This window comes from Marinomonas sp. CT5, from assembly GCF_018336975.1.
Lineage (GTDB): Bacteria > Pseudomonadota > Gammaproteobacteria > Pseudomonadales > Marinomonadaceae > Marinomonas.
The window spans coordinates 854,559-880,116 of record NZ_CP025572.1; the positions used below are offsets into that span (position 1 = coordinate 854,559).

A 25,558-nucleotide genomic window follows, 5' to 3' on the forward strand; every position below is an offset into this window, starting at 1 on the left:
AAAATAAATAAATAGGGGGAATTGCACACATAGAATATTGCTCTATGGGTGGATGTCCGCCTATTTGGAGTTGAAGGTTTTTGCTAACAGTTTTTTGAAGGTTTGGTGCATGGCTTTTTTGCCTGACAAGTGCGCTTTTTGTCGAGTTTGCTCAGTATTACGGCCTAAAGCCGCTTCTATGAGCAGTTGATGAGTTGGATCTTTAGAGGTGAGTTGACCTGTTAGGGCAAGTCTTAATGTCGCCTTGAGAAAAATGGGACGAATGCTATCAAATTGGCGGTGGTGTTCTACAAATACATTGAGGTCTTGCTGCTCTTGATTTGAAAGCTGAGCGAGTGCCGGAAGCTCATTCTGTTGGTGCTGTTTTAGCCCCAAAATAAGCATGACTAATTCTGTTGGTAAATCAGCGTATTGCAGCAGTAGGTTAATCACAAAGTGTTCAATAAAACGTGTTCGCCAGTTAATCGCCAGTTCTGTTGAGTGCTTATTTATAGGTTTTACCATCATGATAGAGTAACTGCCACTGGCTTGGTCTTTACTCGTTCCGAGTCTAACGGGCAGGTAACCATTCTTTAGCCAAAATGATACGACATCGGGAGTGGCTGCGAAGCTCGCACACAGAAAGTCGCAGTGATCAGTAGCAAGGTTTTCTATCTGTTTAAGTAATTGACTTGCATGACCTTTATTTTGCTGGCTTGGCTCGGTTGCAATGCGGCTAATCCGCCAATAAAGATACATTCCTGCGTCTTCAATGCCTTCATGAGCAAGTAGAGACTGTGGTACTAAATGGCCTCTTGGGCGACGTTTTCCCTGCATGACTTCCTGGCTGAGAGGGGTTGGCAGGTTGCCTTCTTCGGTGATGATCGCCACGCTTTGCACTTGGCCTTCTGATAATTGTAGGTAGGTCGACACGGAGGGGTCGTCCAGTACCCACCGCAAGTTATCGGGTGAGGTTTGATAATGAGCGCTAACTAGTAGTTGAAAAGTATCGGCAAGTAAGTGGGTGTTTTCCAGCCAGTCCGCACCATGAAGTTGATGAAATTCTGCTGAAGGAGCTGTGTTAACAGATGGCTTTAGGGAGTGTTCTGGAGTGGCTAAAAAGAAACAATCATTGATCCAACTTTCAAGTGGGTCACTTTCCCCCCATCGAATCGGTTTGCTTAAAGTCAGTGTCTGCAGAGCTAAGGATTGTGTGGCTTTTTGCGATGCTAAGTAATGGCAAAAGCGAATGCCAAAGCCTTTTCCGGCACCTTCATAGCCATAGTCTGTGGTGCTAAAAAGACAATGGTCGGCTTTGTCGTTTAAGGCCATGAGTAAAGGCAATGGAATCATCGATGCTTCATCAACAAAGAGAAAGTCCCAATGCTCGGAGCTGTCTATCAGGGCATCTGGTGCCCAAAAAGGCAGATCCAATGTATTTTGGCAACAAGGTGTTTGATGAGCAATGTGTTCGAAGCGAGATTTTAAACTGACGATCGCATCTTGGTTGGGAACGGTGATCGCCACTCGTTTTCCTGCTTTAAGGAGCTTCGCCAAGCTGTCTCCTAAGAGTGTTGATTTGCCTCGCCCCCTTGGGGCAATCAGCACATAGGATTTCGCCTTTTGCTCAAATAGGTCGCGTTGGGCATCGATTTGTTCTTGGGTCAGCGGGGCATTAGGGTCTATCGGCGGTAACGCCGGTAATGGGTTCATTTGTGCGGATGGAATGGTTTGAAAAGGGGAGTGTTTGTCCCTTAATAAGTTAAGCAAGTAGCGTTTAAAGTGAGAGGTCACTTGCTCGGGTTCATAAGGCCAAGGTAAATACCGCGATAAGTCATGATCGGTTACGGATAACCAGTCGTCTTCAGGTAAAGCAATTGCAAAAAGTCCACCACCACGCACTGTGCCTGCCAAAATAGCCAATGCACTGGCCGATACGCCATTTGTCAAATCAACCAAAATAGCATCGTGGTTGCTGCCAAGTTCTTGTCGAGTTTGTTTGAAGGAGCGGGTTTTAAAAGTGGTCGTTTTTAAGGATGGAACAAGTAACTCGTCATATTGGCTAACATCATGGGCCACAATAAGTGGTGTAGTGAAATGAGCTGTTAAGCGAAGGAAGTCTGACAATACTTCGGTGGGTGAGCCTTTTAAAAGCAAACAGTGGCGGTGATGGTCAGACATATAAATCAAATTTCCTTGTGGTCACACTATTCAGAGACATCGGCATGACACGTGTTGTCGTGCAAATGCCTCTATCATACTGTGGCCACAAGGAAGCGCCAATCAAGGATTATTCAAAATGGTTTATTTTTCTGTAGACTCCTTGTCTAGAGTAAATATTGCCAAGTCTTTTTGTAGCTGAGCGGCCAATTCGCGAATATGCTCGCTGTGCTCTTGCGATGTATTCGCAAGATCCAGAGTCGCAATAGCCGACTGCTGAAGCTCTTCTGCGTTTTGATTAATTTGTGTCGATGCGACACTCTGCTCTTCTGTTGCGGCGGCAACGCTATTGATGCCCATTTCAACGTTTTGCATTGACTGATGAATTTGTGTCAAAAGATCATTCGCAAATTTCGCTTGTTCTACACTGTTATCGACCTGGTTGCGTCCTTCTTCCATGTCATTCACTGCTGAGCGGCTGTTGTTTTGCAGTCGTTCTACGACATTGCGAATTTCTTCAGTCGATTGTTGTGTGCGTTGTGCAAGCACTCGAACCTCATCCGCAACAACAGCAAACCCACGACCTTGCTCACCCGCTCGGGCGGCTTCAATGGCTGCATTTAGGGCGAGTAAATTGGTTTGTTCGGCAATGTTGCTGATCACGGTGACCACTTCGCCGATATTTTTTGAACTTTCTTCCACTTCCTGAATGGTGTTCGCTGCTTGGCTAAATGCGGAAGAAAGAGCGCTTACGGTATTTTCTACAGTTTGTACTGCGTTATTGCCATCTTCAGCGAGTTTTCTTGTGTTAATTGACTCTTCTGAAACTTGATTAGAGCTTTGAGCGACTTCTTGGATGGAAGCGGCAATTTGAGTGATTGCAGACCCCACTTGAGCGCTTGAATCTTGGCTCTCAGTCGCACTTTGACGTAAGTTTTGGTTGGCGTTTGAAATACTTTGTGTTGACGTGAGTAACTCTTGGCTTGAGCGTAAAATGTTATTCACAAGCGCGATTAAGTTATCACGCATTCGAATGGCGTCGTTTTGTAATTGGTCTATTTCATTTTTACTGTTTGGATCTTTTTTAGTTTCGAAGCGGAAAGAAAGGTTACCCTTGCCTAATTGATTTAGTGCGGAAGACATTTCTTTCAATGGCGCTAATGAATAGCGGATAGCCGCCCATAAAACGAAGCTCAAAACCAATGCTGCGATGACGCAGACGCCGATGATCGCCGAAATCACACCACTAATTTCTTCTTGGTACTCATCGTTGTAGGACTTCAATGTAACGACCCAGTCCCAACCTTTGACATGCTGATAGATCGCTTTTGAAGAGCGGGCTGCGTCGTCTTTTCCTGCGATTTTCAGTGAATAAGATACGATACCACTGTCGTTTTGATACATTTTTTTAAAGGTATCTTTTAATGTCGGGAATTCTGTGTAGAGGTTTTTTCCAGTCAATGTTGGGTGGATAAGTATGTTCGCTTCGTTGCTTCCAGTATCTGTCACATAAATGTAGCCAGTTTTTCCAAATTGCATGGCATTAATCGATTTTGCCGATGACTCAATAATAGCGGAATACGGAATAAGCAGCTCAATGACTAGGTTCGGGCGGTTAGGAACGGTTTCATAATGGGCAATGTATTTTTTGCTCCAAAAACGTGGTTGACCTATTTGTGTCGTACTGGTTTGTTGAGCTTTCAGTGCCGCGGGGAAATCAACAGCACTGCCTAGCGCTATTTGGCCACTCTGATTTTTTAATGTAGTGCTTACCCTCACTAACCCCTGTGCCGTTTTTACTAATAGGCTCGCTTCAAGTTGTGCTTCATTTGCAAAGTCCGATAGGAGTGCGGAACGGCCATTGATTACTTGATTATTCAACGTAAGAGTAGGGAGGCGTTGATTATTTACTAGAGTGGCGTTTTGAGTATCTATTGTGACTGATTTAAGTTGGTTGCCTAAGATTGCGCTAAAACCATCCGTTGTCTTGATAAGAAGTTGATACTTGCTTTCCAGTTGCTTAGCCACAAGTTCTGCTTCTTTTCCTTGGTGGTGGCTAACAATGTCATTGATTTCATAGCTAAATAATCTATCAATAATAAAAACCACCAAGGTGAATATAATGAGGATACTCACAAAGGTGCTAAGACTAAGCTGTTTTGGTAATGATGCTTTTTTTAAAACAGAAATCATAAATTAAAGAATCCTTGCAGTATTTATATAGGGGCGAGAGAGAAGATACAGGTAAGGCTTGGAGTTTACAATTTCTTTACGTTGGCTTGGTGTTTTATGAATAGCGACTTTGCTATTTAGAGAGGCTTCTTTAAAAAAGTAACGTCTAAATGGCAAGTGAGTCTTTTGATAGAATAAAGGTCAAAAGAGCCACTTGCCATTCAGTTTATTATTTCAGTTTAAATGCTGATAAATCCGTTTGTAAGCTGTTTGCTAGCGAGCGAATTTGATCGCTGTGTTCTTGCGAGATATCAGCTTGGTGTAAAGTATCGGTTGCGGCGTCTTTAAGTGTCTCGGTATTCTGACGAATTTGAGACGCCGCCACGCTTTGCTCCTCGGTCATAGTGGCGACACCGTTGATGCTCATTTCAACGGTTTGGATAGACTGATAGATTTTGTCTAATAATGTCCCTGCTGTAATAGCCTGTTGGACACTGTTTTCAACTTGGTCACGACCTTCCGACATTTTTGTCACGGCTATTCGGCTATTGCTTTGTAAGTCAGTGACGACTTTCTGTATCTCTTCTGTTGATTGTTGAGTTCGTTGAGCCAATACACGCACTTCATCTGCGACCACAGCAAAGCCTCGTCCTTGTTCGCCAGCGCGGGCGGCTTCAATGGCGGCATTTAGTGCAAGTAGGTTAGTTTGTTCGGCAATGCTGTTGATTACATTGATCACTTCACCAATGTTTTTCGAACTGCTTTCTACGGTTTCAATGGTAGTAGAAGCATCGGCAAAGGTGGACGATAGATTGCTAATCGTATGTTCCACTTGTTTTACCGCGTCATTCCCTTCTTGTGTGGCTTGGCGCACAGAAACGGATTCTTTAGAGACATCGTTAGCACTTTGCGCCATTTCTTCAATCGAGGTAGAAATCTGTGCAATAGCAGAACTCACTTGAATGCTGGTGTCTTGGCTATCGTTAGCACTGTGGCGTAGGTCGGCGTTCGATTTTGAAATAGATTCAGCAGACTTCAATAATTGCTGGCTGGATGTGAAGATATTATTGATTAGCTGAATTAAATTGTCGCGCATACGCACCGTATCCGCTTGCAATAAATCCATTTCATTTTTGCTGTCTTGTCTGTTTAAGTTGCTAAATTGAACCGTTAGATCTCCTGCACCCAGTTGACTCAAGCCTGTCGAAATTTGTTTCAGCGGTCCTAGTGCTCTACGAATAAATACCCATAAAATGCCGGTCAGTAGAAGCGTGGAAATAGCACAAATTATCGCCACAATGATAATGATGCTGTTGATTTCTTCTTGGTATTCATCTGAATAGGATTTGAGCGTAAGTACCCAGTTCCAGCCGGGCACCTCTTGGAAGATAACTTTTGCTTCACGGGTTTTATCGTCTTTACCCTCAACTTTTAAGGTGTAATAAAGTGATCCCTTCGGCTTTTGGTACATTTCTTCTAATGTTGCGCCTGCTGTACCTGATAAATCGAACAGATTTTTGCCATTCAGTGTTGGGTGAATAATAAACTTACCTTTGTTTTTACCTGTGTCGGTAACGTAAAGATAGCCTTCTTTGCCGAACGTCATTTTCCCTAATGATTCTCTTAATGGCGCAATGATATTGCTATAAGGAATCAGCAACTCCATGTACAAGTTGTCTCTGTTGGAGACTTTTTTATAGAGTGCAAAATAATCTTCGTTGCCAATAGCGACCTTGCCGATAAAGTCCGTATTGTTTTTCAAGTCCATCAAACTCGGCAGGGCTGGGTTATTCTTGTCAACAATGAAGGGAAGCGCTTCGTTTGAAGTGGCCGTTCGATAGACTTGATTATTTTGCTGATATAACAGGCTGGCATTCAGTTCGATAACAGATGCAAAGTTGACCATGTATTCGCTGTTGCCGTTAATCGCCTCATAATTAAGTTTTACCGAGGGTAACTCCACACCATTTAAGTCAACGGTGTCGCTTGTGTCTACGATAGACTCTTGTAGTTGATTATCAAAAACACTGCTTTGTCGAATGAGTGTTTTTGTTAAAACATCATGCCTTTCTACCAACTGAGATGTAACGATATCCGTTTCTTTTTGTTGGTGGTGAGTAATGATGTCATTGATTTTGATATTAAATAGTTCGCTTATTATTACAATTAATAAAATGAAAATAGATAAAATCGAAAAAAATGAGCCTAAGCCAAGTTGTAGTGGCAAAGGAAGTTTTTTGAATTTGGTCAACATAGGACGTACATTCCTTACAATAACGCAATGAGAGTAGAGAAAAATTTAAGCTGGAAATGTGACCAATCGTCATTTTCCTTAATGAGATGGCGTATTTCAAAAATGCTAACCAAGGGGAAGGGATAGTATTATTCGTGTGACAATATGAAAATATTGGTTAAGTTTTGTCAAGTTAAAATCAAGAAGTCAGGTTATAAATCGTATTTATAAAGAAAAATAAGCGCCGAGAGAATGGCGCTTATTTGCAAGAAAAGTCTGGTTTTACGCGATAACAAATAAATCCATAAAGCGATTCACCGGGGTATTTTCTAGGTTTTTTTGATCTTTACAAAGAGTGAAAATTTGTTGGCACTGACGGTTCGGGAAACGGGTTGCCAAGTTATTTTTAAACTTCTGCTCCAACAAAGGAATACCTTCTTCGCGACGACGACGGTGTCCGACAGGATATTCCACCACCACTTCTTCTGTGCTCGTGCCATCCTTGAAAAAGACTTGCAGTGCGTTGGCGATAGAGCGCTTATCAGCTTCTAAATACTCGGCGGTAAAGCGTTTATCCTCGACAATTTCCATCTTATCCCGCAACTCATCAATGATGGGGTTGGCGGCATGGAAGTCATCTTCATAATGTTCAGCGACCAAGTTACCAAACGCCAAAGGCACAGCGGCCATGTATTGCAAACAATGGTCGCGGTCGGCGGCATTCGCCAATGGACCAGACTTGGAAATAATGCGAATGGCTGATTCGTGGGTACGAATCACTATCTTGTCTATCTCAGCTAAACGATCTTTCACCAATGGGTGCAATGTCACCGCGGCTTCTGCGGCGGTTTGAGCATGGAATTCTGCTGGGAATGAGATCTTAAAGAGCACATTTTCCATGACATAAGTGCCATAACCTTGCGAGAAGGAAAATTGGCATTGATCGTCAGGTTTGATGGCTTGGTCTTTATTGGTCTTTGAGAAAGACACATCATAAAAACCCCACTGATCAGCTGTCAGCACGCCAGGGATTCCCATTTCACCACGCATGGACATATCTGCCAAACGAACCGCGCGGGAGGTTGCATCCCCCGCCGCCCAAGACTTACGAGAGCCAGCATTGGGGGCATGACGATAAGTACGTAGAGCGGAGCCATCGACCCAAGCTTGTGAGATGGCCGCCATGATTTGTTCTCTGTCGCCGCCCATCATCTTCGTCACCACGGCAACCGAGGCAACGCGTACCAATAACACATGGCACAGCCCCACCCGGTTAAAGGAGTTTTCTAAGGCAATAACGCCTTGGATTTCATGGGCCATGACCATGGCTTCTAAGACTTCTCGCATGGTCATTGGACTGTCGCCGTTTGACAGTCGAACTTGAGATAAATGATCTGCGACCGCCAAAATGCCACCTAGGTTATCAGAAGGGTGTCCCCATTCAGCCGCCAACCAAGTGTCGTTGTAATCCAGCCAGCGAATAATACAGCCGATGTCCCAAGCGGCTTTGACAGGATCAAGAGAAAGGGAAGTCCCTGGAACACGAGCACCATTTGGCACCACTGTCCCTTGTACTATTGGGCCAAGGTGTTTGGTACATTCTGGAAAACGCAGGGCGAGCAAACCACACCCCAAGGTGTCCATTAAACAGTTACGAGCCGTATCTAAGGCTTCTTGGCTTTCTACTTTAAAGTTCAACACATAATCCGCGATGTCTTGGATAACTTGGTCGTAATCGGGGCGGTTGTTTAAATCTACGTTGGCACTCATTTCTTTTCCTTAATCGTGAAAGTTGGCGGATTCTGGGTTAATGGCGGTCGTCGATATCGACCCACTCAGAATGGTCTGGTCCGATGTAATCTGCGCTGGGGCGAATAATGCGATTGTTGGCGCGCTGTTCCATAACGTGAGCCGCCCAGCCTGTGACGCGGGAACAGACAAAAATCGGCGTAAATAACTTGGTGGGAATGCCCATAAATCGATAGGCGCTGGCGTGGAAAAAGTCCGCGTTACAAAAGAGTTTTTTCTCGCGCCACATGACTTCTTCACAGCGCTCTGATACGGCATACAAATGATCGTCGCCTACATCTTCGCTGAGTTTTCTCGACCATTTTTTGATGATGTCGTTACGCGGGTCTCGTTCACTGTAAATGGCATGCCCAAAGCCCATAACTTTTTCTTTATTGGCAAGTTTTTGCATCAAAGCCGCTTCGGCTTCGTCAGGGGTTTTCCATGGTTCAATCATGTCCATCGCCGCTTCGTTGGCACCGCCATGAAGCGGACCTCGTAAGCTGCCAATACCACCAGTGATACAGGAAAACATATCGGACAAGGTAGAAGCGCAGACGCGAGCGGTGAAGGTAGAGGCGTTGAATTCATGCTCGGCATAAAGAATCAAAGACGCATTCATTACTTGGGTATGCAGCGCACTGGGTTCTTTGTCGTGCAGCATGGTTAGGAAATGACCAGCCAACGACGGTACGTTGGCATTGTGTGTATTAACACGCACGCCATCGTGGGTGAAACGATACCAATACACCACCATAGCCGGAAGTGTGGCAAGCAAACGGTCTGCGCTGTGAAGGGCAAGGGAAGGTTGCTTTTCAAAAGGCAGCTCTGGTTCAAGGTTGCCTAAAAATGAGCAGCCAGTGCGCATGACATCCATGGGGTGAGCGCTAGCAGGAATCAGTTCTAAAACGGCTTTTAATTCTTCTGGCAGACTACGTAAACTCATTAATCTTTGTTCGTAATCATGCAATTCTGTACGGTTGGGTAATTTGCCGTACAGTAACAGGTAAGCCACTTCTTCAAAGCTGGCTTTGTCTGCCAAGACATCTATATCGTAACCACGATAGGTTAATCCGGAGGCTGCTTTGCCAACGGTACAGAGTGCGGTTTCACCTGCGCTTTGGCCGCGTAGACCAGCGCCAGAAAGTACTTTAGCCATTTTCCTACTCCATTTTGTTATTGTTTAGAGAAGTGCTTTGCTGTTTTTGTGTTCTGATTTTGGGATTCTTATTTTAGGCTCTTATTTCTTAGAAAAGAGCACGTCTAGTTTGTCTTCGTATTCATGGTAGTTGAGAAACTCGTAAAGCTCGTTACGGGTTTGCATTGTGTCGATCACATTGCGCTGGTGGCCATCGTTTAATAGGTGTTGATAGACGTTCAAAGCGGCTTTGTTCATGGCGCGAAAAGCGCTTAGCGGATACAACACCAAACCCACCCCGACGCTGGCTAATTCCTCTTTGCTAAAGAGTGGTGTGGCGCCAAATTCAGTGATGTTGGCCAATACGGGAACCTTCACCGCGTCGACAAATTCTTGGTATTGCTCTAGGGTGATCATGGCCTCTGGGAAAATCATATCGGCACCCGCTTCAACACAAGCGATGGCTCGTTCTATGGCGGATTCCATCCCTTCCACGGCCAAAGCGTCGGTTCGTGCCATGATGACAAAGTTGTCATCGACACGAGCGTCGACACAAGCTTTGATGCGATCGACCATTTCCTCTTGGCTGACAATGGCTTTGTTTGGGCGGTGTCCGCAGCGCTTTTGTTGTACTTGGTCTTCAATATGCACCGCTGCCGCGCCCGCTTTTTCCATTTGTTGAATAGTGCGGGAAATATTAAAAGCGCCACCAAAGCCCGTATCGATATCCACTAATAATGGTAAATTCGAAGCGGAAGTAATACGCCGCACATCCTCTAAAACATCGTGTAAATCTGTCATGCCAAGATCGGGCAAGCCATAGGAAGCGTTGGCAACGCCGCCGCCAGACAAGTAAATGGCGTGATGTCCCGTTTGTTCCGCCATCATAGCGCAATAAGCGTTTACGGCTCCGACAACCTGCAAGGGTGAGTGGCTAGTAACGGCTTGTCTAAAACGGGCGCCTGCTGAAAGTATTGTCATTGTTTTCCTCTCTTTAGAAGCGGTTCATTTCATTAACTATGAGAAGCGAGGGCTGAATGTTCCATCGCTTGCTTGAGTAACCGGCTCGCGCGGCTGATATGGCGGCGCATAAGGAGTTCGGCGAGATCTCCTTCGTGATTGGCAATGGCATCGAGAATGGCTCTATGCTCCCGCAAGGCTTGACGTGGGTCACTGCGTTGATCGGCGGTATGACGTCGATACATGCGGATCACTGCGTACAATTCTTCTGTTAATAAGCGAATAAGTTTGCTGTTGCCGCTGGCGTGGATAATGCGCAAGTGGAAGTCATCATTGCCGCCTTGCTGTACATAATGTTCGTCTTGGTTGGCATCCAGATGGGCTTGGTGCTTGTCGAGTAAGGTGTAGAGTTTGCTTACTTCATCTGATGACATGGTACTTGCCACTAAGCGCGCCGCCATGCCTTCTAGTGCTTCGCGCATGGTGAAGGTATCGAGCATGTCTTGAATGTTTAGCTCAATAACGCGAGCACCCACGTTTGCCGTGCGTGTGACCAGACCAAGTCCTTCTAGCTTTACTATGGCTTCTCTTAATGGGCCACGAGACACGCCGTATTGTTTGGCCAGTTCAGGCTCAGAAATTTTGCTGCCTTGTGGGATATCGCCTTGCACTATGGCGTTGCTTAGCTGCTGAGCAATGTCTTCAGATAGCGTGGCAGATTTGATTGAAATTAGATTGTTCATAAAAGGTCAGGCGGCTAAATTGTTGACAATATTGCTAGTTATAGTCGTATTTTTTGGTGATATCAAGTCATATTGTCGACAATTTTCTATTTTTTTATCTCATCCTTTAGTCGTATTTGAAAGCGCTCTGATAGTCTTTTGAATCACTAACATTGTGTTTATTAAGTGATTTTTTAATTTAATTGCAGGGAAACGCTGGGTTGAGTGTTAAAAACTGATACAGTCGAGAACATGATTTAAAAAATGACTTTGGCCGTGAGTGTCGACAATTGTCTGAATAGATGTATTCGCTAGCCGATGTTTAGAGCAGCCCAATCTATAGGGGAAAATTATGAAAAAAATAAAGAACGAAGCGGCGTTAAGCAAAAAAGCCATTCAAGTGGGCGAGAACTACGCACTAAAACGCGGCTATGCAGGATTTTCTCCGACCATGTCGGCTAATGAAAAAACGGAAGCGATATATCGTTTGCTGGTGTTGGATAAGCTAGTGGTTGCTTTGCCAGCAGACAAAGAAGATTTGCCAAGTATGAAACACAAGCTAGCATTGTGGATTCAAAAGTTACTGCCAAAAGATGATCCCTTGCTAAAATAATCCCTCTCAAATCCTACAATAGACTTGGGGATTTCATCCAACACCCCCAAGATTCTGCCTCATCGGGATAGTCAGTTATGGCTATCTCGAACTCGTCTCTATTCATCACTTCTCTTATCTTCTTGCAAATGTATTTATCTATTGACCAAGAGAACATTCTTGTCCAACGCATTCTCTTTATTTTTTCTTGTAAGAAGTAATGCCTGTTATGTATTCATTCCTAGACTTTCGCTCAGTACTTTATTTATAAAATGTTATAACGTAACATGTTTGTTTTGATGTGGTTCCTGCGCATGTATTTTAAGAGGGTATTGGTTTGAAGTTGGATCTTAGTGTACAAAAAATGCCTCAATCGGTTGATTTAAATAGTGTACGTTTCAATTTTATTGATGCAGAAAAAGTTGGCCAAGATAGTTCAGAAGATAAGCCACAACTAATGGCTGTGGTCAAATCAGCTTATCAAGATGTGTTTGCTGATATCTACCAAGACAGTATTAGCATGGTGATTTGGCAAAGAAAGCTCGATTTATTAACCCAATATGCTGAGTCCGTTATGACTTCGTCACCGAATTTTGCTTTCACATCTCAAGGTAACTTAGAGCAGCTTAAGACTTCACTCACTAAGCTTCTGCCCGATGCTGAGCATAAAGATGCGTTCGTGGAGGATGTTATGCTACTGGTCGACATGTTTGCTTGTTTATTTGATCTAAAAGAAGTGGGGCTGCGCCTTAATGTTTTATCCAGTGCTATGTGTCCACGTTTTCATGTTGACAAAATTCCCTGCCGATTAATATCGACCTATGCTGGAAGTGGCAGCGAATGGTTACATGAGGCTCATGTAACAAGGGATAAGTTGGGATTGGGCGGAAAAGTGTCTGATTATAATAGTGGCTTAAAGGAAAGAGGCATTATTAATCAATTAAATGCAGGAGATGTGGCTTTGATGAAGGGAGACGAATGGCCAACATCATTGGGTCGCGGGGTAGTGCATCGTTCGCCTTCGGCCAGCCCCGAACGTAAGCGATTGTTTTTGAGCTTGGACATGATCTAACTTATTATTTAGCGCTTCCTTAGCGCCATTTGAAGCCTTACCACTCGATTGTTTGGTTGTTCCAATCAAGGTACGCGGCTTTATTGTCCATGGTGATGTTTGTCATGATGGACAACAGCTGTGTAGCTACAAACTCGGCACTGAATAGTTTGTCTTTTGGAACAGAACGCTGGAACGGTTTAGAAAGCGGCGTGTCAGTTGTTCCAGGGTGAAAGGCGATGAGTTTGACGTTCTTTGCTCTTCTGGCGTATTCAATTGAACTGGTTTGCACCAGCATATTAAGTGCTGCTTTAGAGGCTCGATAACTGTACCAACCGCCTGTTTTATTGTCTGAAATACTGCCAATTCGAGCGCTGAATAACGCCACTTGAGTGGCCTCTTTACCCTGTAATATTGGTATGAGCCTACTTAACCAAAGCATGGGGACTATGGTGTTGCTATGGAAAATAGCCTCCATTTGAGAGGCTTTCATCTCTTCTAACTTTCTTTCGGGCATCATGCTTTCATTGTGCAAGATGCCATTACAAATCAATACCTTGTTGATCTTACCTGCGTAGGGCATCAAGTCATTAATAATCTGCTGAATACTTTCTTCTGTGTAATCCGAGGTTAGCCATTGAGTCTTTGTGGTGTTTGCCGTGCTTAAAGTGCTTCGGGTAACGGCAAAGACGCCAAGGCAATTTTGGTCAGCTTCGAATTGTTGAATAGCGGCTTGGGCAATAGCGCTGCTTGCGCCAATGACCAACGCATAGAAAGAGGGCATGTTAAGACTCCACGAATAAGCATTAATCAGTTGGGTTACAGATCACAACGATCTTTTAAGCAAGATTCGCAGCGTGGTTTTCCTGTTATGAAGGCGGATATCGGGTGACGGTATCGTGCGAAAAAACTATAGCCTAAATCTGCAAACACACGAATGACTGGCCAGCGTAGAACTTGCATCCATTTGTGTTTGCCAACCAATTTCCAAGCGAGACAAGTGACATCCAAGCCTTTAATTATGGTGCCATCGTCCAGTTGTCCATGCAGTAAGCGATCCGCTTCAATAGGGTCAATGTGTGGATAACGCTTAGCAAAATCCTCTGCATGAATGTCTTCAAGTTGCAGCTGGTTTTGTTTGTCGAGCTGGTAAAGTGTCTGCATTTCCGCCGCACAAAGTGGGCAGTGGCCATCATAAAATACGGTAAGCATGTATCATTACTCTATTAAGTGAGTGTTGAGTAATGATACGTATGAATAGGTGAAATAGATCAGTCTGAAGTGCTCTGCAACTCAATAATGAGGGTAAAGCACAAGCAAGTGCATAATGGACGTAGCAGATGTTAAGCCAAAGTTTAGTGATGTGTAGAAAGGTTTTTGATTGTTAGCTTGCTTTAACCAACGCGCATCAATCCAGAAGATGCTTATTAGGCTAAGTAGCAAAAGAACAACGGATAGTTCTGGTGTTTTTAGCAGCAAGGAAAACCAAGCAAGAAATACCATTACGAAAGAGCAGATAAGCAGTTTAGCGCCATTACGACTTTCAGGTAATTCTATTAATCTTCCCCAGATGGTCCCACCAAGAAAGCTAAGGATAACCGCACCATAGGCAGCAAATAGCGTGACACCTGACTTACCAAGGAAAGTGTCATTGGCTAAATTTAGATAGGTAGCAAATAGAAATGGAAAAATACCTAATATCGCTAATGCAGATACTACTGCCTTATAAGAGCGCATGCCTTTACCTTTAAAAAATACTATGTACACGAAATGTGAAAACAATACGAATTATCTAATAAAATAGACTTTAAAACATCACTTTTCTTCCTCTTTTTGCACTATTTTTGTGCTTCAAAGTGTAAATTTTTTGTTATGTACATTTGGTATGTACAAGTACTTATTGCTTTACCTGAAATTTGTCTCAGGGTGAGTTGGATGGACTTATTTACAGCTTGGGTGGAATCGCCATTGAGCGAAATAGGGTCAACGAGTACAATGAGCGGCTATTATTACTTGAACATAATGCCTGATTGGTTTTTATGGCCTCATTAACAAATTTTTGCTTAAGGTGTGTTTAGAAATGCCAGCTAAAACAATGGATGAACTCGTCTCCCTATGTAAACGTCGCGGATTTATTTTCCAAGGCAGTGAAATCTACGGTGGTATGCAAGGTGCTTACGATTATGGTCCGCTAGGTATTGAATTAAAAAACAACCTTAAAGCGGCTTGGTGGCGCTCAATGGTTTATGAGCGCGACGACGTAGAAGGTTTGGATGCGGCTATTATCCAGAACAAACATGTCTACAAATACTCTGGTCACGAAGATACTTTTACTGACCCAATGGTAGATTGCCACGAGTGTAAATCTCGTATGCGTGCCGATCACATGAAAGACATTAAAGTCTGCGACAACTGTGGTTCTACTAATGTGACGGAGCCTCGTGATTTTAACCTAATGTTTAAAACCAACGTTGGCCCAATGGTGAACGAAGAGTCTTATACTTACCTTCGTCCTGAAACCGCTCAAGGTATTTTTACTAACTTCAAAAATGTGGTGGATTCTACTTCTCGTACTTTGCCATTTGGTATCGCACAGATTGGTAAATCTTTCCGAAACGAAATCACGCCACGTAACTTCATTTTCCGTGTACGTGAATTTGAACAAATGGAATTGGAATTCTTCTGTAAGCCAGGTGAAGATGAAAAATGGCATGAATTCTGGGTTGGTGCTCGTAAGCAATGGTGGTTGGACCAAGGTTTAGCGGAAGAAAATATTGAATTTGAATATGTAACGGGCGACGACTTGGCTCACTATTCAAAATCTACTGTGGATATCTTGTACAAGTTTCCACATGGTTTTGAAGAGTTAGAAGGTGTTGCTAACCGTACAGACTACGATTTAGGTTCTCACACCAAAGCCCAAGAAGAGTTTGGCCTTTCTGCAAAAGTGAAACAGAATGAGCACTCAACCGCTAAGTTGGCGATTCGTGACCTTGAAGCAAACAAATGGGAAGTCCCTTTCTGTATTGAACCTTCTGCGGGTCTAGATCGTGGTTTATTGGCTGTTATGACAGAAGCTTATACAGAAGAAGAACTACCAAATGGTTCTACTCGTACTGTCTTGAAGTTCAAGCCTCATCTAGCGCCAATTAAAGTGGCTATCATGCCTCTGAAAAAGAACAAGCCAGAAATCGTTGCGCTTGCTAAAGAATTGAAGAACAAGCTTCAGAAATTGGGTCTTGGTCGTATTCTTTATGAAAACACAGGTAACGTAGGTAAAGGCTACCGCCGTCATGATGAAGTGGGCACGCCAATTTGCGTAACAGTAGATTTTGATTCTATCGAGCAAGAAGGTGCACCAGTAACCGTTCGCGATCGTGACACTATGGAGCAAGTTGTTGTTCCAGCAGCAGAACTTCCAGCTTACGTGATTAACTACTTCATCAACCAAAACTAATTTTTTGTTGATCTTAAAAAAGACCACGACACTGACTTAAGGTGTCGTGGTCTTTTTTTGTTTAAAAGTCACTTTTATATAGGAATCAATCTCATTTTTGGCGTGTTATTATTGTAATTTGATTCTTAACTCGCATAACTTTGATGCGTTTTTCTAAAAAGGAAAAAAATTCAAAATGGATGCTATTGATTTACTGATGACACGTCGTTCTTATTCACGAGGTAGTCTTTTATTGCCTGCGCCAAATCACAGAGAGTTAACGCAGATCCTACAGGCTGCGATGACCGTTCCTGATCATGGTAATTTAAAGCCTTGGCGTTTTGTGGTGATTCGAGATCAAGGTATGAAAGATCTTGAGGCGGTTCTTCGAACAATGTACGAAGGGCAAGTCGAAGATGAAAGTTATTTTAATCGATTCATTCAAGAAATCACCAATACGCCTATGATGATTTGTGTGTATTCCGTGATAAATAAAGATACGAGTGTTTCGGTTTTGGATCAGCAGTTGGCTGGGGCTGCGGCTTGTGAGCATATATTATTGGCTGCTCATGCAATGGGTTTTGGTGGTATCTGGCATACTCAAGAAGCAGATGATGCTCTTCGTCAAATGCTGCAAATGAGTGAAGACGACCAGATACTTGGCGTTATATCTTTGGGGACACCAAAGCGAATTTCTCGCGCTAAACGTAAGTCCTTTGTGGATTATACTTTTGAATGGAATCAAAAGGATGGCTTACAACCTTGGACATAAATTGAGATTAACCATTGCATTTAGTGAGCACATTTTTCCTCTTGTTAATTCACTTAATGATATTGAAAAAAAGCGTGCTGCTGCTTTTCGCCTTGAGCATTTGCGTGAGCAATATACATTTGCTCACGCATTTAAACGAGAGATGCTAAGTTACTATTATCCTCTGAAAAAAGCGCCCAAATGGCGCTTTGAACACACTCTATCTGGTAAGCCTTTTATAAATGAAAATATTGCTTTTAATCTCAGTCATAGTATCAGTTCTGTTGTGATTGCTCTTGTCGATTCAAGTGATAAAAATGCTATTGGTGTTGATATGGAATGTTTTCGCGATATGGCTGACCTTGAATCAATGATTGAGATAGTTTGCCATCCTGATGAAAGGCAGCATCTTAATTTGTGTGAGAATCGAAATAAGGGATTTTTCACGATATGGACTGCAAAGGAAGCGTTGTTAAAAGCCTGTGGAAGTGGATTGATCAATGACTTAAGTAGTATTAACTGTTTACCAAGCTTATTGAGTGATCAATGTTATTTATTGCGTTGGCAAGGCAAACAATACTCCCTGAAAAGTTTTTCTTTTGACTGGGGGGTTATTACACTTGCGTGGTCTACCGATTTATCAGTGTCGAATATTCAGCTTGCTAATTGGACTTCTGGAGTGCCTGAGCCCTCTAATTTACGCCTTGAGTGAATCGATAAAAAAGAGCCTCGTATCATGTAATACGAGGCTCTTAGATTTGAAATGCTCTTTTAAGCTAAAAGAGTATTGGTACGATTACCAGTCGTACGTCACGCTGGCCATGATGTTACGACTGTCTCCGTAGTAGCAAGTTTTATTAAGAAGCGTAGCATCACAAGTCGCTATGTATTCTTTATCGAATAAGTTTTTTGCGACCAATTGGAACTTATAGTTATCAATTTGGTAGCTTGCCATGGCATCAACAAGCGCATAAGACGGTACTTTGTTGGTTTCTGTATTGTCTGCGTAGGTTTCACCGATATAACGCACACCAGCGCCGACTTTTAAACCGTCTAGTATGCCGTCAATGAAGCGGTAGTTACCCCAGACAGAAGCTAGCTTACTCGCGATTTGAGCGGGTGTTTTTCCTACGTTAGCACTATTTGTGTCTTTGATGACTTCAGAGTCAACATAACTCAAGGTGCCAACGACCGTGATGGCTCTATTTAGATTGGCAACCGCTTCAAATTCAATGCCTCGGTTGCGCACTTCTCCTAGCTGACGGAAGTCGGTTGTACCACTGGATCCGCTGGTTAGATTTTCTTTGGTGACCTGGTAAGCCGCTATACCAAACTGACCGTCAAAACTATTTGGTTTGAATTTAACACCCACTTCGTAATTGTCTGCTTTCTCTGGTTTCGCTGGATTGTTATTAGCATCTAAAGCAAGAATAGGGGTGAAAGACTGAGCGTAATTAGCATAAGGCACCAAGCCGTTATTGAGCTGATATGAAGCGCCTAAGTTCCCTGTCCACTGGTGAAGGTCTATGTCTGTTTTTTTATTGGTTGAAGTGTTGTTGGTTTCGTTACTGGTATCATCGTAGCGTGCGCCAGCAATTACAGTGAATTTATCTGTGATATTGGCTTTATCTTGAAGATAGAAACCAAGCTGTCGATTCTTCGTTTTTGTGGTTTGTAGATCGGCATCTGTCAGGGTCGCAAATGTTCTAGAGTTTAGCAAAACAATATTGCTGCTGTAGCTTGGGTTATAAATATTGAATCTAGGATCGGCAATGTTAAGCCCGCTAACTATCTTATTTCCATCAGCAACAACAGGATCAGACGCATAGTCTTTATTGTTAATGTCGATACTTTGATAATCAATACCTGCTAGCAAGGTGTGTTTTGTCTTGCCTGAGTTAAATGTATAAATAAAGCGGTTATCAATATTGAATGCGTCGGAATCACCATCAGCGGTGGAGGCTGATCTGACAATATCGCTTCTACTGTTTGTTGGGTCAAGAAGAGAACCGTAAGTAGGAACATCGGCCGAATATTGGCCAAAGTACATTTGACGCAAGTTGATATCCATATGGCTAAAACGCGCTGACTGCTGGAAGCTTAAGCTGTCATTGAAAGCATGTTCCAACTCGTAGCCAACAGATGTCTGCTCTCGCTCGAAGGTTTCCCAATCAGCATTTCCTAAGGCGGTGTCATAACCAATTTTACCATTAGGGTTAGAAGTGAGTGTGCCTTCCATCGGTAAAAATTGTAGGTAAGGGTCAGAGTCGTCTTTTTGGTAACTGGCTAATACAGTTAATTTGGTAGCATCGCTTATTTTCCAAGTTAAAGAAGGGGCAAGTAGTGTGCGGTTCGCTTCTACGCTATCGACCTTGGTGCCGTTTTCACGGGTGATCGCCACCATTCGAAAAGCCAATTTGTCATTAATGGCTTTATTAACGTCGAGGTTAATTTCTTTACGATCATAAGAGCCTATCGTGCCTGTCACTGAGCCAAAATCTTCTTCAAGTTGAGCGCGTTTACTGATCACATTAACCACGCCACCAGGTGGGGTTTGACCATTCAGTGTGGAAGCCGGTCCGCGTAATACTTCGATACGTTCCAGCATGAAGGGATCGACTTGCCAGCTATAAAAACCAGAGGAGTAAAGGCGAGTCCCGTCTTGGTATAAACCGTTATTTGCTTGTTTAAATCCGCGAATCACAAACCAGTCTTGTTTATTGTCTTCACCGTAAAAGTTGGTTTGGATACTGGGTGTGTATTGCAGTGCGTCGGAAATGCTAATAGGTGCGCGATCATCCATATGCTCTCTAGTAACAACAGAGACGGCACGAGGGATTTTAGTGATTTGTTCATCTGTTTTTGTTGCCGTTTGAGCAACCTTACTCACATAATTAAAATTATTTGATGTAGAGCTTTGTTCTGTATTGCCTTCTATTACGAGTGTTTTTATTTCCTCGGCATAAGCAATATTTGCTGATAAAGCTAAAGCAACAGCCAATGATAAAGGGGTAAGTGTAAATCGTGGTTTCATGACCTTTCCTTTTTTAAGTTGAAGGGGATTTCTAATAAATTGCGTGATTTTTGTGTGGTTCGGGTATCTCGAGTTCGATGAGGGTACCCATGTCCATTTTGTAAATTCGATCTGCAGCATCGAAGTATTTGTCATCATGGGTGATTGCTATGACGGTAACGCCACGTTCTTTAAGTCGTGGTAATAGCTCGCGGTAGAATACTTTCCTGAATCTTGGGTCTTGATCCGCCGCCCATTCATCGAGTAGGACGCAACCACGTTGTTCCATAACCGCCATCAGTAATGCGAGTCGTTTACGTTGGCCTTGGGAGTAACGAGTGTCTGATAAGTGTCCTTTGTTATGTGAAACTTTATGGGACATTTCTAGGTGATCTAGCCACTCATTGATTATCTTGTCGTCGATGTTTTCACCATAGCCATCGGTGATTTGTGGGAATAAGTAATAATCACTGAAGACAGCAGCAAACTGCTGCCGATATATTGGCCATTGTTCTGATTTAATACGTTCACCGTTAAGCAGTATTTGTCCCGCGTGAGGACGATAGAGGCCAGTCAGTAAACGAGCGAAAGTAGATTTTCCGCTGCCATTACCACCAATAATAAAAATGGTTTCTCCCTGTTTGACGGAAAAATTGATAGGGCCAACTTGAAATGCTTTTTCTGATGAGTCAGTTTGATATTGATAAGTAACCTGTTGTAGGTCGAGTGTTTTTAATGGCGGCAACAGATGTCTCTGTGAGATTAGCTCATTGTTATTGGTGAGTGCTAAAGACTCGAGTTTTTTGCTAGAAACACTTGCGGTAACTAAGGTGGGTAGAGCGGCAATTGCCGTCATTAAAGGGGCGCGCATAAATAAAATGACGAGAGCAAAAGCAGAGGCAACTTCGATACTTGCCCAGTTAAATCCTAAGGCAGCGTAATAGTTCAGACCAACTAGTGCCAGAATTAATGTGTTTGCCATATTTGCGGCAAAGCCGTTAAAAGTATCTGCTTGAGTTATTTGGTTTCGATAATGTTGTGCATTGGGTGAAAATTCTTCTTCAAAGTAGCGTTTTGCTTTATTTGGGTTAAGAGAGAGCTCTTTTCGACCATCAATAATAGCTTGATAATCCTTATAGAGTCTGTCGTCATATTCCCGTACTTTTTTGATATGAAAAGTAATTTTACCAACCAGGCTAACGCCCATTATGGCGGTAAGTGACAGTGTTATTAAGCTGATAACAAATAGTGGAATTGACAGTAAAGCAAGATAGATCATCGCTGCGGTGGACAGAACTATGCCGTAAATCAGCTGGGGAAGATGGACAAATCCAACTGTGACATTGCGGATGTCAGTGCTTAATGAAGCTAGAAGGCGGGCGCTACCAATATTATCGACTTGTTCAATGTCGGTGTTAATTAACTGTTTAATGAGTTGGCAGCGCTTTAAGTAGACAAATTGATGCCCTAGTTTATGCAGTGCGATTTGAGCCCATGTTGTTATGATAAGTAATATCACTAAGAGCAATAAAAATTGCCACATTACTTTTGGTGTTAAGTTATTGGTGTCTAATAACCTGTATTGGATAAACGCTATAACGCCTAGAGTAAGCAGAGCACTAGTAAAGCTAAGCAATACGACAAAAGATAATGCCTTAAGTTGTTTGTTGGCTAATTGTCGAAGTAAATTCATAACATCTCTTTAGTTAAGATTTTTGATTTGTATTACCATTCTCATTTGATGTGTGTTTTATATCTCGTTTTTCTAGAGTAATGGTCTAGAGTCGGCGTAATCCCCACATTAAATACAACCCACCGATGATTGAGGCGACCATGCCAGCGGGGATTTCCTGTGGATATAGCCATTGTCGGCCAAGCCAATCGGATAAGAGCATCAGAAAACTTCCTACTAATGCTGCAGCAATAAGATGTTCTTTGGCGCGACTAAAGCCGAAGAGGCGGGCTAAATGAGGGGCCATTAATCCAACAAAACTTAATGGGCCAACAACAAGAGTTGCTGAGACGGTTAAACAGGCAGCCAAGAGCAACAGTGTTAATCGTGATGCAGCAGTCCGTAAACCTAGAGAGCTGGCGGTCGCTTGCCCTAAAGGAAGAATGTCTAGCCATTTGGATAATCCAAATGTGATACTGGTCAGTGCCGCTGTAATGATTACAAGTGGAAATAATGTACTGGCAGTCACGTAATATGTTGAACCTGCAAGCCACGCAAGAAATTCATAACTGCGAGGATCTCCGCCAGCTAAAATTAGACTCTGTATTGCGTTCATTAAGGCAGTGATAGCAACACCAGTTAAGAGTACGCGTTCAGGTTGAAAACCAGATTTTCTGTTTAATAGAATAATTAATCCCATGGTCGTTAAAGCACCCAATAAGCCTCCAACATAAAGACCCATAGTGCTGCTGGCTAAGCCTGCATAAAGCGTCACAATTAAACCAATTGCTGTGCCAGAGCTTATGCCAATGACTTCTGGGCTCGCCATAGGATTTCCACTGAGGCGTTGAATAATTGTTCCAGCAACGGCGAGCATAGCTCCAGCTAGTAATGCCGTTGTCAGTCTTGGAAGTCGCCATTCCAACATTGACCAGTCACCGTTTAATAGTAGCCATTGCCAACCATTATTTTGTATAGAGACGCTAGAAAAAATAAACAGGCCAATCATGAGTACACCGCATGTCCATAGGATGGCAGATTTGTTTAGCCTTTTTATTTGGTTTGTATGTCTAGTTAAGACTGTTTCGACTTGTGTTTGGCTTCGTATTGGTAATTTTGGAAGAAGCCATAACATCAAAGGAGCGCCAAGTGCCGCGGTGGCTGCACCGGTTTGAATGGCCATCGCCATAACACCAGGTAATTGTTGCACTAGTAAATCTGCTAAGGTCAGTAAAAGTGCGCCAATGATCATCGAGGAGATGAGTCGTGGGGCTAATCGACGGATGCCTGCTAAACGAGTGATGGCAGGCGCGGCAAGACCAATAAAGCCAATTATTCCAACACTGGCGACAACCCATGAAGTAAGTAGCACTGCTAGACCAAGACAAACAAAGCGCAGTTTAGCTAATGAAACTCCTAGGCTTTTTGCTCCCGATTCGGTTAGCTCTAAAAGTCTTAATGGCTTGAGAAAAATAAAAGCAATAATGACTGCAATAAGAATTCTTGGGAGCAAATAATGAACATTATCCCAGCCTGTTTGCACCAAAGATCCAGCTCCCCAAATCATCAAACCAGATAATTTCTCTTGATTTAGCATCAACAAAACAGTGCTAAAGGCGCTGAAGTATAAATTAATGACTAAGCCTGAAATGACGACAATGGTTGGAGATAAAGCCCTTCGCCAAGACAGCGCAAAGACCAAGCCCATAGTAATCAAACCGCCTGCTAGAGCGACCAAACTGTGAGACAGCTCAATAAGCCATGGAGTATAAATGGTCGCTAGCATTAGGCTAAAGCTGGCGCCGCTGGCAATGCCTAGAGTCGAGGGGGAGGCAATAGGGTTGCGAAGGACCTGTTGCATCAATAGACCTGCTACCGCTAATGCTGCTCCACATAGGAGTGTGGTAAATAGACGTGGCCACCAAGTTAGAGAAAGAGTGACTGAAGTATTCGATTGCCAATTTGTCTCAAATAGGCTGAAGATATTTTGGGTAAGGTTTCCACTGCTTGATAGCTGCCAACCTATTAGAAGTAAAACGAATGCAGCCAATAGACTGATAAGACTCACGGGGAGTAAGCGCATTATTCTGTCTCCTTAGTGAGTTTATTTGTCAGTAAAGTGGCAAATCTTACCGCTGATGGTATTGCGCCAAAACTCCATACTGGTGCGATATTTAAAACGGGGTAGCCTGTTTGTTTGATGAGATATTGCCAGTATTGGTCATTTTTAAGATGTTGTTCTACTCCAGCGGGGAGAGGGTCGATAATCACTATTTGGCCTTTGATACCATTCAATTTGTCTATGCCAACTAAAGAAAAACCCCAAACATTGGTTTTGTTATGCCAAGCGCTGTCTAAGCCAATTTCATTCGCTGCTACTTGATACATGCTGTTTTCACCGAATACCCGCACGTGGCGAGCATCCATAAATTGGATCATGATTAGTTCTGGTGTGCTTGTTGGGACTTCTTGTGCCAGTTGAGCCAATTTTATTTCTGATTGTTTGATTAATCGTTCAGCCGCGTTCTCTGTTTCAGTCTGTGCTGCAATTGAGCGTGTGTAGTCTTTTAAGGCTTGCCATGAAATATCATTTTTTTTATAGAGTGCAAGGTTTGTGACGGCTGCGATACGTGATAGTTGAGGCTCAAGGGATTGGAACATTGGGGATATAAAAATACGATCTGGTTTTAGTTCCGATAAGCGCTCCAAATTTGGCTGTGTACGTAGACCAAGATCAACTGTATTCGATGGAATTACGGGGGCTTTAACCCAGGAGTTATAATCGGCTACTTGTGCCGCTGCAACTGGGGGAAGTCCAAGCGCTAATAAAGTTTCAGTTTGCGTCCAGTCAATGGTTGCCACTTTTAGTGGAAGGGCTTGCTCTTGTTCAGCCATTGCAATATCACTGGTAGAACAGGCAAAAAGTATCAATAAATAAGAAAGATAAGCTTTCATAACGACCATTTGATTTCTGATTAATAAGGTATGGCGACGGGGTAACCCGCTGGGTGTTTAGATACGTGCATTTTGATGCCATAAATCTGCTGCAATTGATTCTGATTGAAAATGCTTTCTACAGAGCCAGCAGCAATCATTTCTCCACTGTGTAGTGCCACAATGTGATCGCAAAAACGAGCTGCCATATTAATATCGTGGATGACAATAATGACGCCTAAATTGAGTTTCTTACTGAGTTTTTTGATGAGATTAAGCATGTCCACTTGATGCGCAATATCAAGAGCTGAGAGAGGTTCATCAAGGAGAAGGTATTGCGTTCGTTGAGCTAATAACATGGCCAACCATAAGCGTTGGCGTTCGCCTCCAGATAATGTGTCGACCAGTCGATTGGCGTAGTGGTGAGTATCGGTTAGTGACATCGCTTCGTCGATGTATTGCTGATCTTGTTTATTTAATCGACCTAAGAGCCCATGCCAAGGGTAGCGACCAAAGCTGACAAGATCCCTTCCTGAAAGACTGTCTGTATCAGGAGTTTGTTGAGGGAGATATGCCACTTGCTGAGCAAACTTTTTTTGAGGCCAAGAGGAAATAGGTTGGCTATTTAGGAAAATATTGCCCGTTGTTGGCTTCTGTTGTTGGGCAAGTAGTTTTAAGAGCGTAGATTTTCCTGAACCATTATGACCCACCAGAGCGTAGATTTTTCCTGGTTCAAAGGCCATGGAAAAATTTGTTAATAAGGTGTGGTCACCGATACTAAACTGCAGTTCTTTAGACTCTATCATTCTTAAGGTTCTACCATTTTTTCGAATCAAAGCTTGAAAGTGATTAAAACCATCTTGAGTGTTTGTACGAAAACATCAAATGGAGGTGTATTTTATTGCTATTGGTAATGTTAATGCAAATCATTTGCAAAAATGATTGTTTTTTTGGCAT

Annotated in this window: 20 protein-coding genes; 5 read left to right on the top strand and 15 right to left on the bottom strand. The window is 43.0% G+C overall.

Features of this window, described 5'->3' with window-relative positions; translation table 11 throughout:
- Positions 1-60: 60 nt before the first annotated feature.
- From C0J08_RS04095 to C0J08_RS04125, 7 genes are all read right to left on the bottom strand, one after another.
- The gene (locus tag C0J08_RS04095) at positions 61-2,160 is read right to left on the bottom strand and encodes a tRNA(Met) cytidine acetyltransferase TmcA (RefSeq protein WP_212654848.1); all 2,100 of its coding nucleotides are present in this window, start codon (positions 2,158-2,160) and stop codon (positions 61-63) included.
- A gap of 123 nt (positions 2,161-2,283) precedes the next feature.
- Positions 2,284-4,332, bottom strand: a complete 2,049-nt coding sequence (locus C0J08_RS04100) for a methyl-accepting chemotaxis protein (RefSeq protein WP_212654849.1) — start codon at positions 4,330-4,332, stop codon at positions 2,284-2,286.
- Between the two features lie 208 nt (positions 4,333-4,540).
- Positions 4,541-6,565 carry a methyl-accepting chemotaxis protein gene (locus tag C0J08_RS04105; protein WP_212654850.1) on the bottom strand — a complete coding sequence of 675 codons (2,025 nt, stop codon included), beginning with the start codon at positions 6,563-6,565 and terminating at the stop codon, positions 4,541-4,543.
- A 261-nt stretch (positions 6,566-6,826) separates the two neighbouring features.
- A complete protein-coding gene (gene prpD / locus C0J08_RS04110; protein WP_212654851.1) occupies positions 6,827-8,314 on the bottom strand; it encodes a 2-methylcitrate dehydratase in 1,488 nt (495 codons plus the stop codon).
- Between the two features lie 37 nt (positions 8,315-8,351).
- Positions 8,352-9,491, bottom strand: coding sequence for a bifunctional 2-methylcitrate synthase/citrate synthase (prpC, locus tag C0J08_RS04115; RefSeq protein WP_212654852.1), 1,140 nt, complete (start codon positions 9,489-9,491; stop codon positions 8,352-8,354).
- A gap of 81 nt (positions 9,492-9,572) precedes the next feature.
- Entirely contained in the window at positions 9,573-10,451 is an 879-nt protein-coding gene (gene prpB / locus C0J08_RS04120) for a methylisocitrate lyase (protein ID WP_212654853.1), read from the bottom strand.
- Between the two features lie 32 nt (positions 10,452-10,483).
- The gene (locus tag C0J08_RS04125) at positions 10,484-11,173 is read right to left on the bottom strand and encodes a GntR family transcriptional regulator (protein WP_212654854.1); all 690 of its coding nucleotides are present in this window, start codon (positions 11,171-11,173) and stop codon (positions 10,484-10,486) included.
- Between the two features lie 331 nt (positions 11,174-11,504).
- On the opposite strand from C0J08_RS04125, the gene C0J08_RS04130 reads away from it, so the two are divergent.
- Positions 11,505-11,765 carry a DUF5062 family protein gene (locus C0J08_RS04130; protein ID WP_212654855.1) on the top strand — a complete coding sequence of 87 codons (261 nt, stop codon included), beginning with the start codon at positions 11,505-11,507 and terminating at the stop codon, positions 11,763-11,765.
- Between the two features lie 316 nt (positions 11,766-12,081).
- The gene (locus C0J08_RS04135; protein ID WP_249344501.1) at positions 12,082-12,816 is read left to right on the top strand and encodes a DUF1826 domain-containing protein; all 735 of its coding nucleotides are present in this window, start codon (positions 12,082-12,084) and stop codon (positions 12,814-12,816) included.
- 37 nt (positions 12,817-12,853) lie between these two features.
- Here C0J08_RS04135 and C0J08_RS04140 read toward each other — a convergent pair whose 3' ends face one another.
- From C0J08_RS04140 to C0J08_RS04150, 3 genes are all read right to left on the bottom strand, one after another.
- A complete protein-coding gene (locus C0J08_RS04140) occupies positions 12,854-13,579 on the bottom strand; it encodes an SDR family NAD(P)-dependent oxidoreductase (RefSeq protein ID WP_212654856.1) in 726 nt (241 codons plus the stop codon).
- Between the two features lie 35 nt (positions 13,580-13,614).
- On the bottom strand, positions 13,615-14,007 hold the full coding sequence (locus C0J08_RS04145; protein WP_212654857.1) for a thiol-disulfide oxidoreductase DCC family protein: 393 nt from the start codon (positions 14,005-14,007) through the stop codon (positions 13,615-13,617).
- 81 nt (positions 14,008-14,088) lie between these two features.
- The gene (locus C0J08_RS04150; RefSeq protein WP_212654858.1) at positions 14,089-14,532 is read right to left on the bottom strand and encodes a DUF3429 domain-containing protein; all 444 of its coding nucleotides are present in this window, start codon (positions 14,530-14,532) and stop codon (positions 14,089-14,091) included.
- Between the two features lie 343 nt (positions 14,533-14,875).
- On the opposite strand from C0J08_RS04150, the gene C0J08_RS04155 reads away from it, so the two are divergent.
- The 3 genes from C0J08_RS04155 (at position 14,876) to C0J08_RS04165 (ending at position 17,694) form a co-directional block, all read left to right on the top strand.
- The gene (locus C0J08_RS04155; RefSeq protein ID WP_212654859.1) at positions 14,876-16,252 is read left to right on the top strand and encodes a glycine--tRNA ligase; all 1,377 of its coding nucleotides are present in this window, start codon (positions 14,876-14,878) and stop codon (positions 16,250-16,252) included.
- A gap of 175 nt (positions 16,253-16,427) precedes the next feature.
- On the top strand, positions 16,428-17,003 hold the full coding sequence (locus tag C0J08_RS04160; RefSeq protein ID WP_212654860.1) for a nitroreductase family protein: 576 nt from the start codon (positions 16,428-16,430) through the stop codon (positions 17,001-17,003).
- Entirely contained in the window at positions 16,963-17,694 is a 732-nt protein-coding gene (locus C0J08_RS04165) for a 4'-phosphopantetheinyl transferase family protein (protein ID WP_212654861.1), read from the top strand. The genes C0J08_RS04160 and C0J08_RS04165 overlap by 41 nt, the downstream gene beginning before the upstream one ends.
- 84 nt (positions 17,695-17,778) lie before the next feature.
- On the opposite strand, the gene C0J08_RS04170 is transcribed toward C0J08_RS04165, so the two are convergent.
- From C0J08_RS04170 to C0J08_RS04190, 5 genes are all read right to left on the bottom strand, one after another.
- The gene (locus tag C0J08_RS04170; RefSeq protein ID WP_212654862.1) at positions 17,779-20,016 is read right to left on the bottom strand and encodes a TonB-dependent siderophore receptor; all 2,238 of its coding nucleotides are present in this window, start codon (positions 20,014-20,016) and stop codon (positions 17,779-17,781) included.
- Between the two features lie 31 nt (positions 20,017-20,047).
- Positions 20,048-21,688 carry a multidrug ABC transporter permease/ATP-binding protein gene (locus C0J08_RS04175; protein WP_212654863.1) on the bottom strand — a complete coding sequence of 547 codons (1,641 nt, stop codon included), beginning with the start codon at positions 21,686-21,688 and terminating at the stop codon, positions 20,048-20,050.
- 85 nt (positions 21,689-21,773) lie between these two features.
- The gene (gene fhuB, locus C0J08_RS04180) at positions 21,774-23,750 is read right to left on the bottom strand and encodes a Fe(3+)-hydroxamate ABC transporter permease FhuB (protein WP_212654864.1); all 1,977 of its coding nucleotides are present in this window, start codon (positions 23,748-23,750) and stop codon (positions 21,774-21,776) included.
- Positions 23,750-24,631 carry an ABC transporter substrate-binding protein gene (locus C0J08_RS04185; protein WP_212654865.1) on the bottom strand — a complete coding sequence of 294 codons (882 nt, stop codon included), beginning with the start codon at positions 24,629-24,631 and terminating at the stop codon, positions 23,750-23,752. Before C0J08_RS04185 ends, fhuB begins: the two co-directional genes overlap by 1 nt.
- An 11-nt stretch (positions 24,632-24,642) precedes the next feature.
- Positions 24,643-25,407 carry an ABC transporter ATP-binding protein gene (locus C0J08_RS04190; protein WP_212654866.1) on the bottom strand — a complete coding sequence of 255 codons (765 nt, stop codon included), beginning with the start codon at positions 25,405-25,407 and terminating at the stop codon, positions 24,643-24,645.
- Positions 25,408-25,558 lie beyond the last annotated feature (151 nt).

Excerpts from the sequence above, each read along its gene's own strand:
- C0J08_RS04190 (WP_212654866.1), bottom strand. The coding sequence starts at position 25,407 with ATGATAGAGTCTAAAGAACTGCAGTTTAGTATCGGTGACCACACCTTA.
- C0J08_RS04185 (WP_212654865.1), bottom strand. The coding sequence starts at position 24,631 with ATGGTCGTTATGAAAGCTTATCTTTCTTATTTATTGATACTTTTTGCC.
- C0J08_RS04145 (WP_212654857.1), bottom strand. The coding sequence starts at position 14,007 with ATGCTTACCGTATTTTATGATGGCCACTGCCCACTTTGTGCGGCGGAA.
- C0J08_RS04100 (WP_212654849.1), bottom strand. The coding sequence starts at position 4,332 with ATGATTTCTGTTTTAAAAAAAGCATCATTACCAAAACAGCTTAGTCTT.
- prpD (WP_212654851.1), bottom strand. The coding sequence starts at position 8,314 with ATGAGTGCCAACGTAGATTTAAACAACCGCCCCGATTACGACCAAGTT.
- C0J08_RS04095 (WP_212654848.1), bottom strand. The coding sequence starts at position 2,160 with ATGTCTGACCATCACCGCCACTGTTTGCTTTTAAAAGGCTCACCCACC.
- C0J08_RS04170 (WP_212654862.1), bottom strand. The coding sequence starts at position 20,016 with ATGAAACCACGATTTACACTTACCCCTTTATCATTGGCTGTTGCTTTA.
- C0J08_RS04140 (WP_212654856.1), bottom strand. The coding sequence starts at position 13,579 with ATGCCCTCTTTCTATGCGTTGGTCATTGGCGCAAGCAGCGCTATTGCC.
- C0J08_RS04160 (WP_212654860.1), top strand. The coding sequence starts at position 16,428 with ATGGATGCTATTGATTTACTGATGACACGTCGTTCTTATTCACGAGGT.
- C0J08_RS04175 (WP_212654863.1), bottom strand. The coding sequence starts at position 21,688 with ATGAATTTACTTCGACAATTAGCCAACAAACAACTTAAGGCATTATCT.
- C0J08_RS04150 (WP_212654858.1), bottom strand. The coding sequence starts at position 14,532 with ATGCGCTCTTATAAGGCAGTAGTATCTGCATTAGCGATATTAGGTATT.
- prpC (WP_212654852.1), bottom strand. The coding sequence starts at position 9,491 with ATGGCTAAAGTACTTTCTGGCGCTGGTCTACGCGGCCAAAGCGCAGGT.
- C0J08_RS04155 (WP_212654859.1), top strand. The coding sequence starts at position 14,876 with ATGCCAGCTAAAACAATGGATGAACTCGTCTCCCTATGTAAACGTCGC.
- C0J08_RS04105 (WP_212654850.1), bottom strand. The coding sequence starts at position 6,565 with ATGTTGACCAAATTCAAAAAACTTCCTTTGCCACTACAACTTGGCTTA.
- fhuB (WP_212654864.1), bottom strand. The coding sequence starts at position 23,750 with ATGCGCTTACTCCCCGTGAGTCTTATCAGTCTATTGGCTGCATTCGTT.
- C0J08_RS04125 (WP_212654854.1), bottom strand. The coding sequence starts at position 11,173 with ATGAACAATCTAATTTCAATCAAATCTGCCACGCTATCTGAAGACATT.
- C0J08_RS04130 (WP_212654855.1), top strand. The coding sequence starts at position 11,505 with ATGAAAAAAATAAAGAACGAAGCGGCGTTAAGCAAAAAAGCCATTCAA.
- prpB (WP_212654853.1), bottom strand. The coding sequence starts at position 10,451 with ATGACAATACTTTCAGCAGGCGCCCGTTTTAGACAAGCCGTTACTAGC.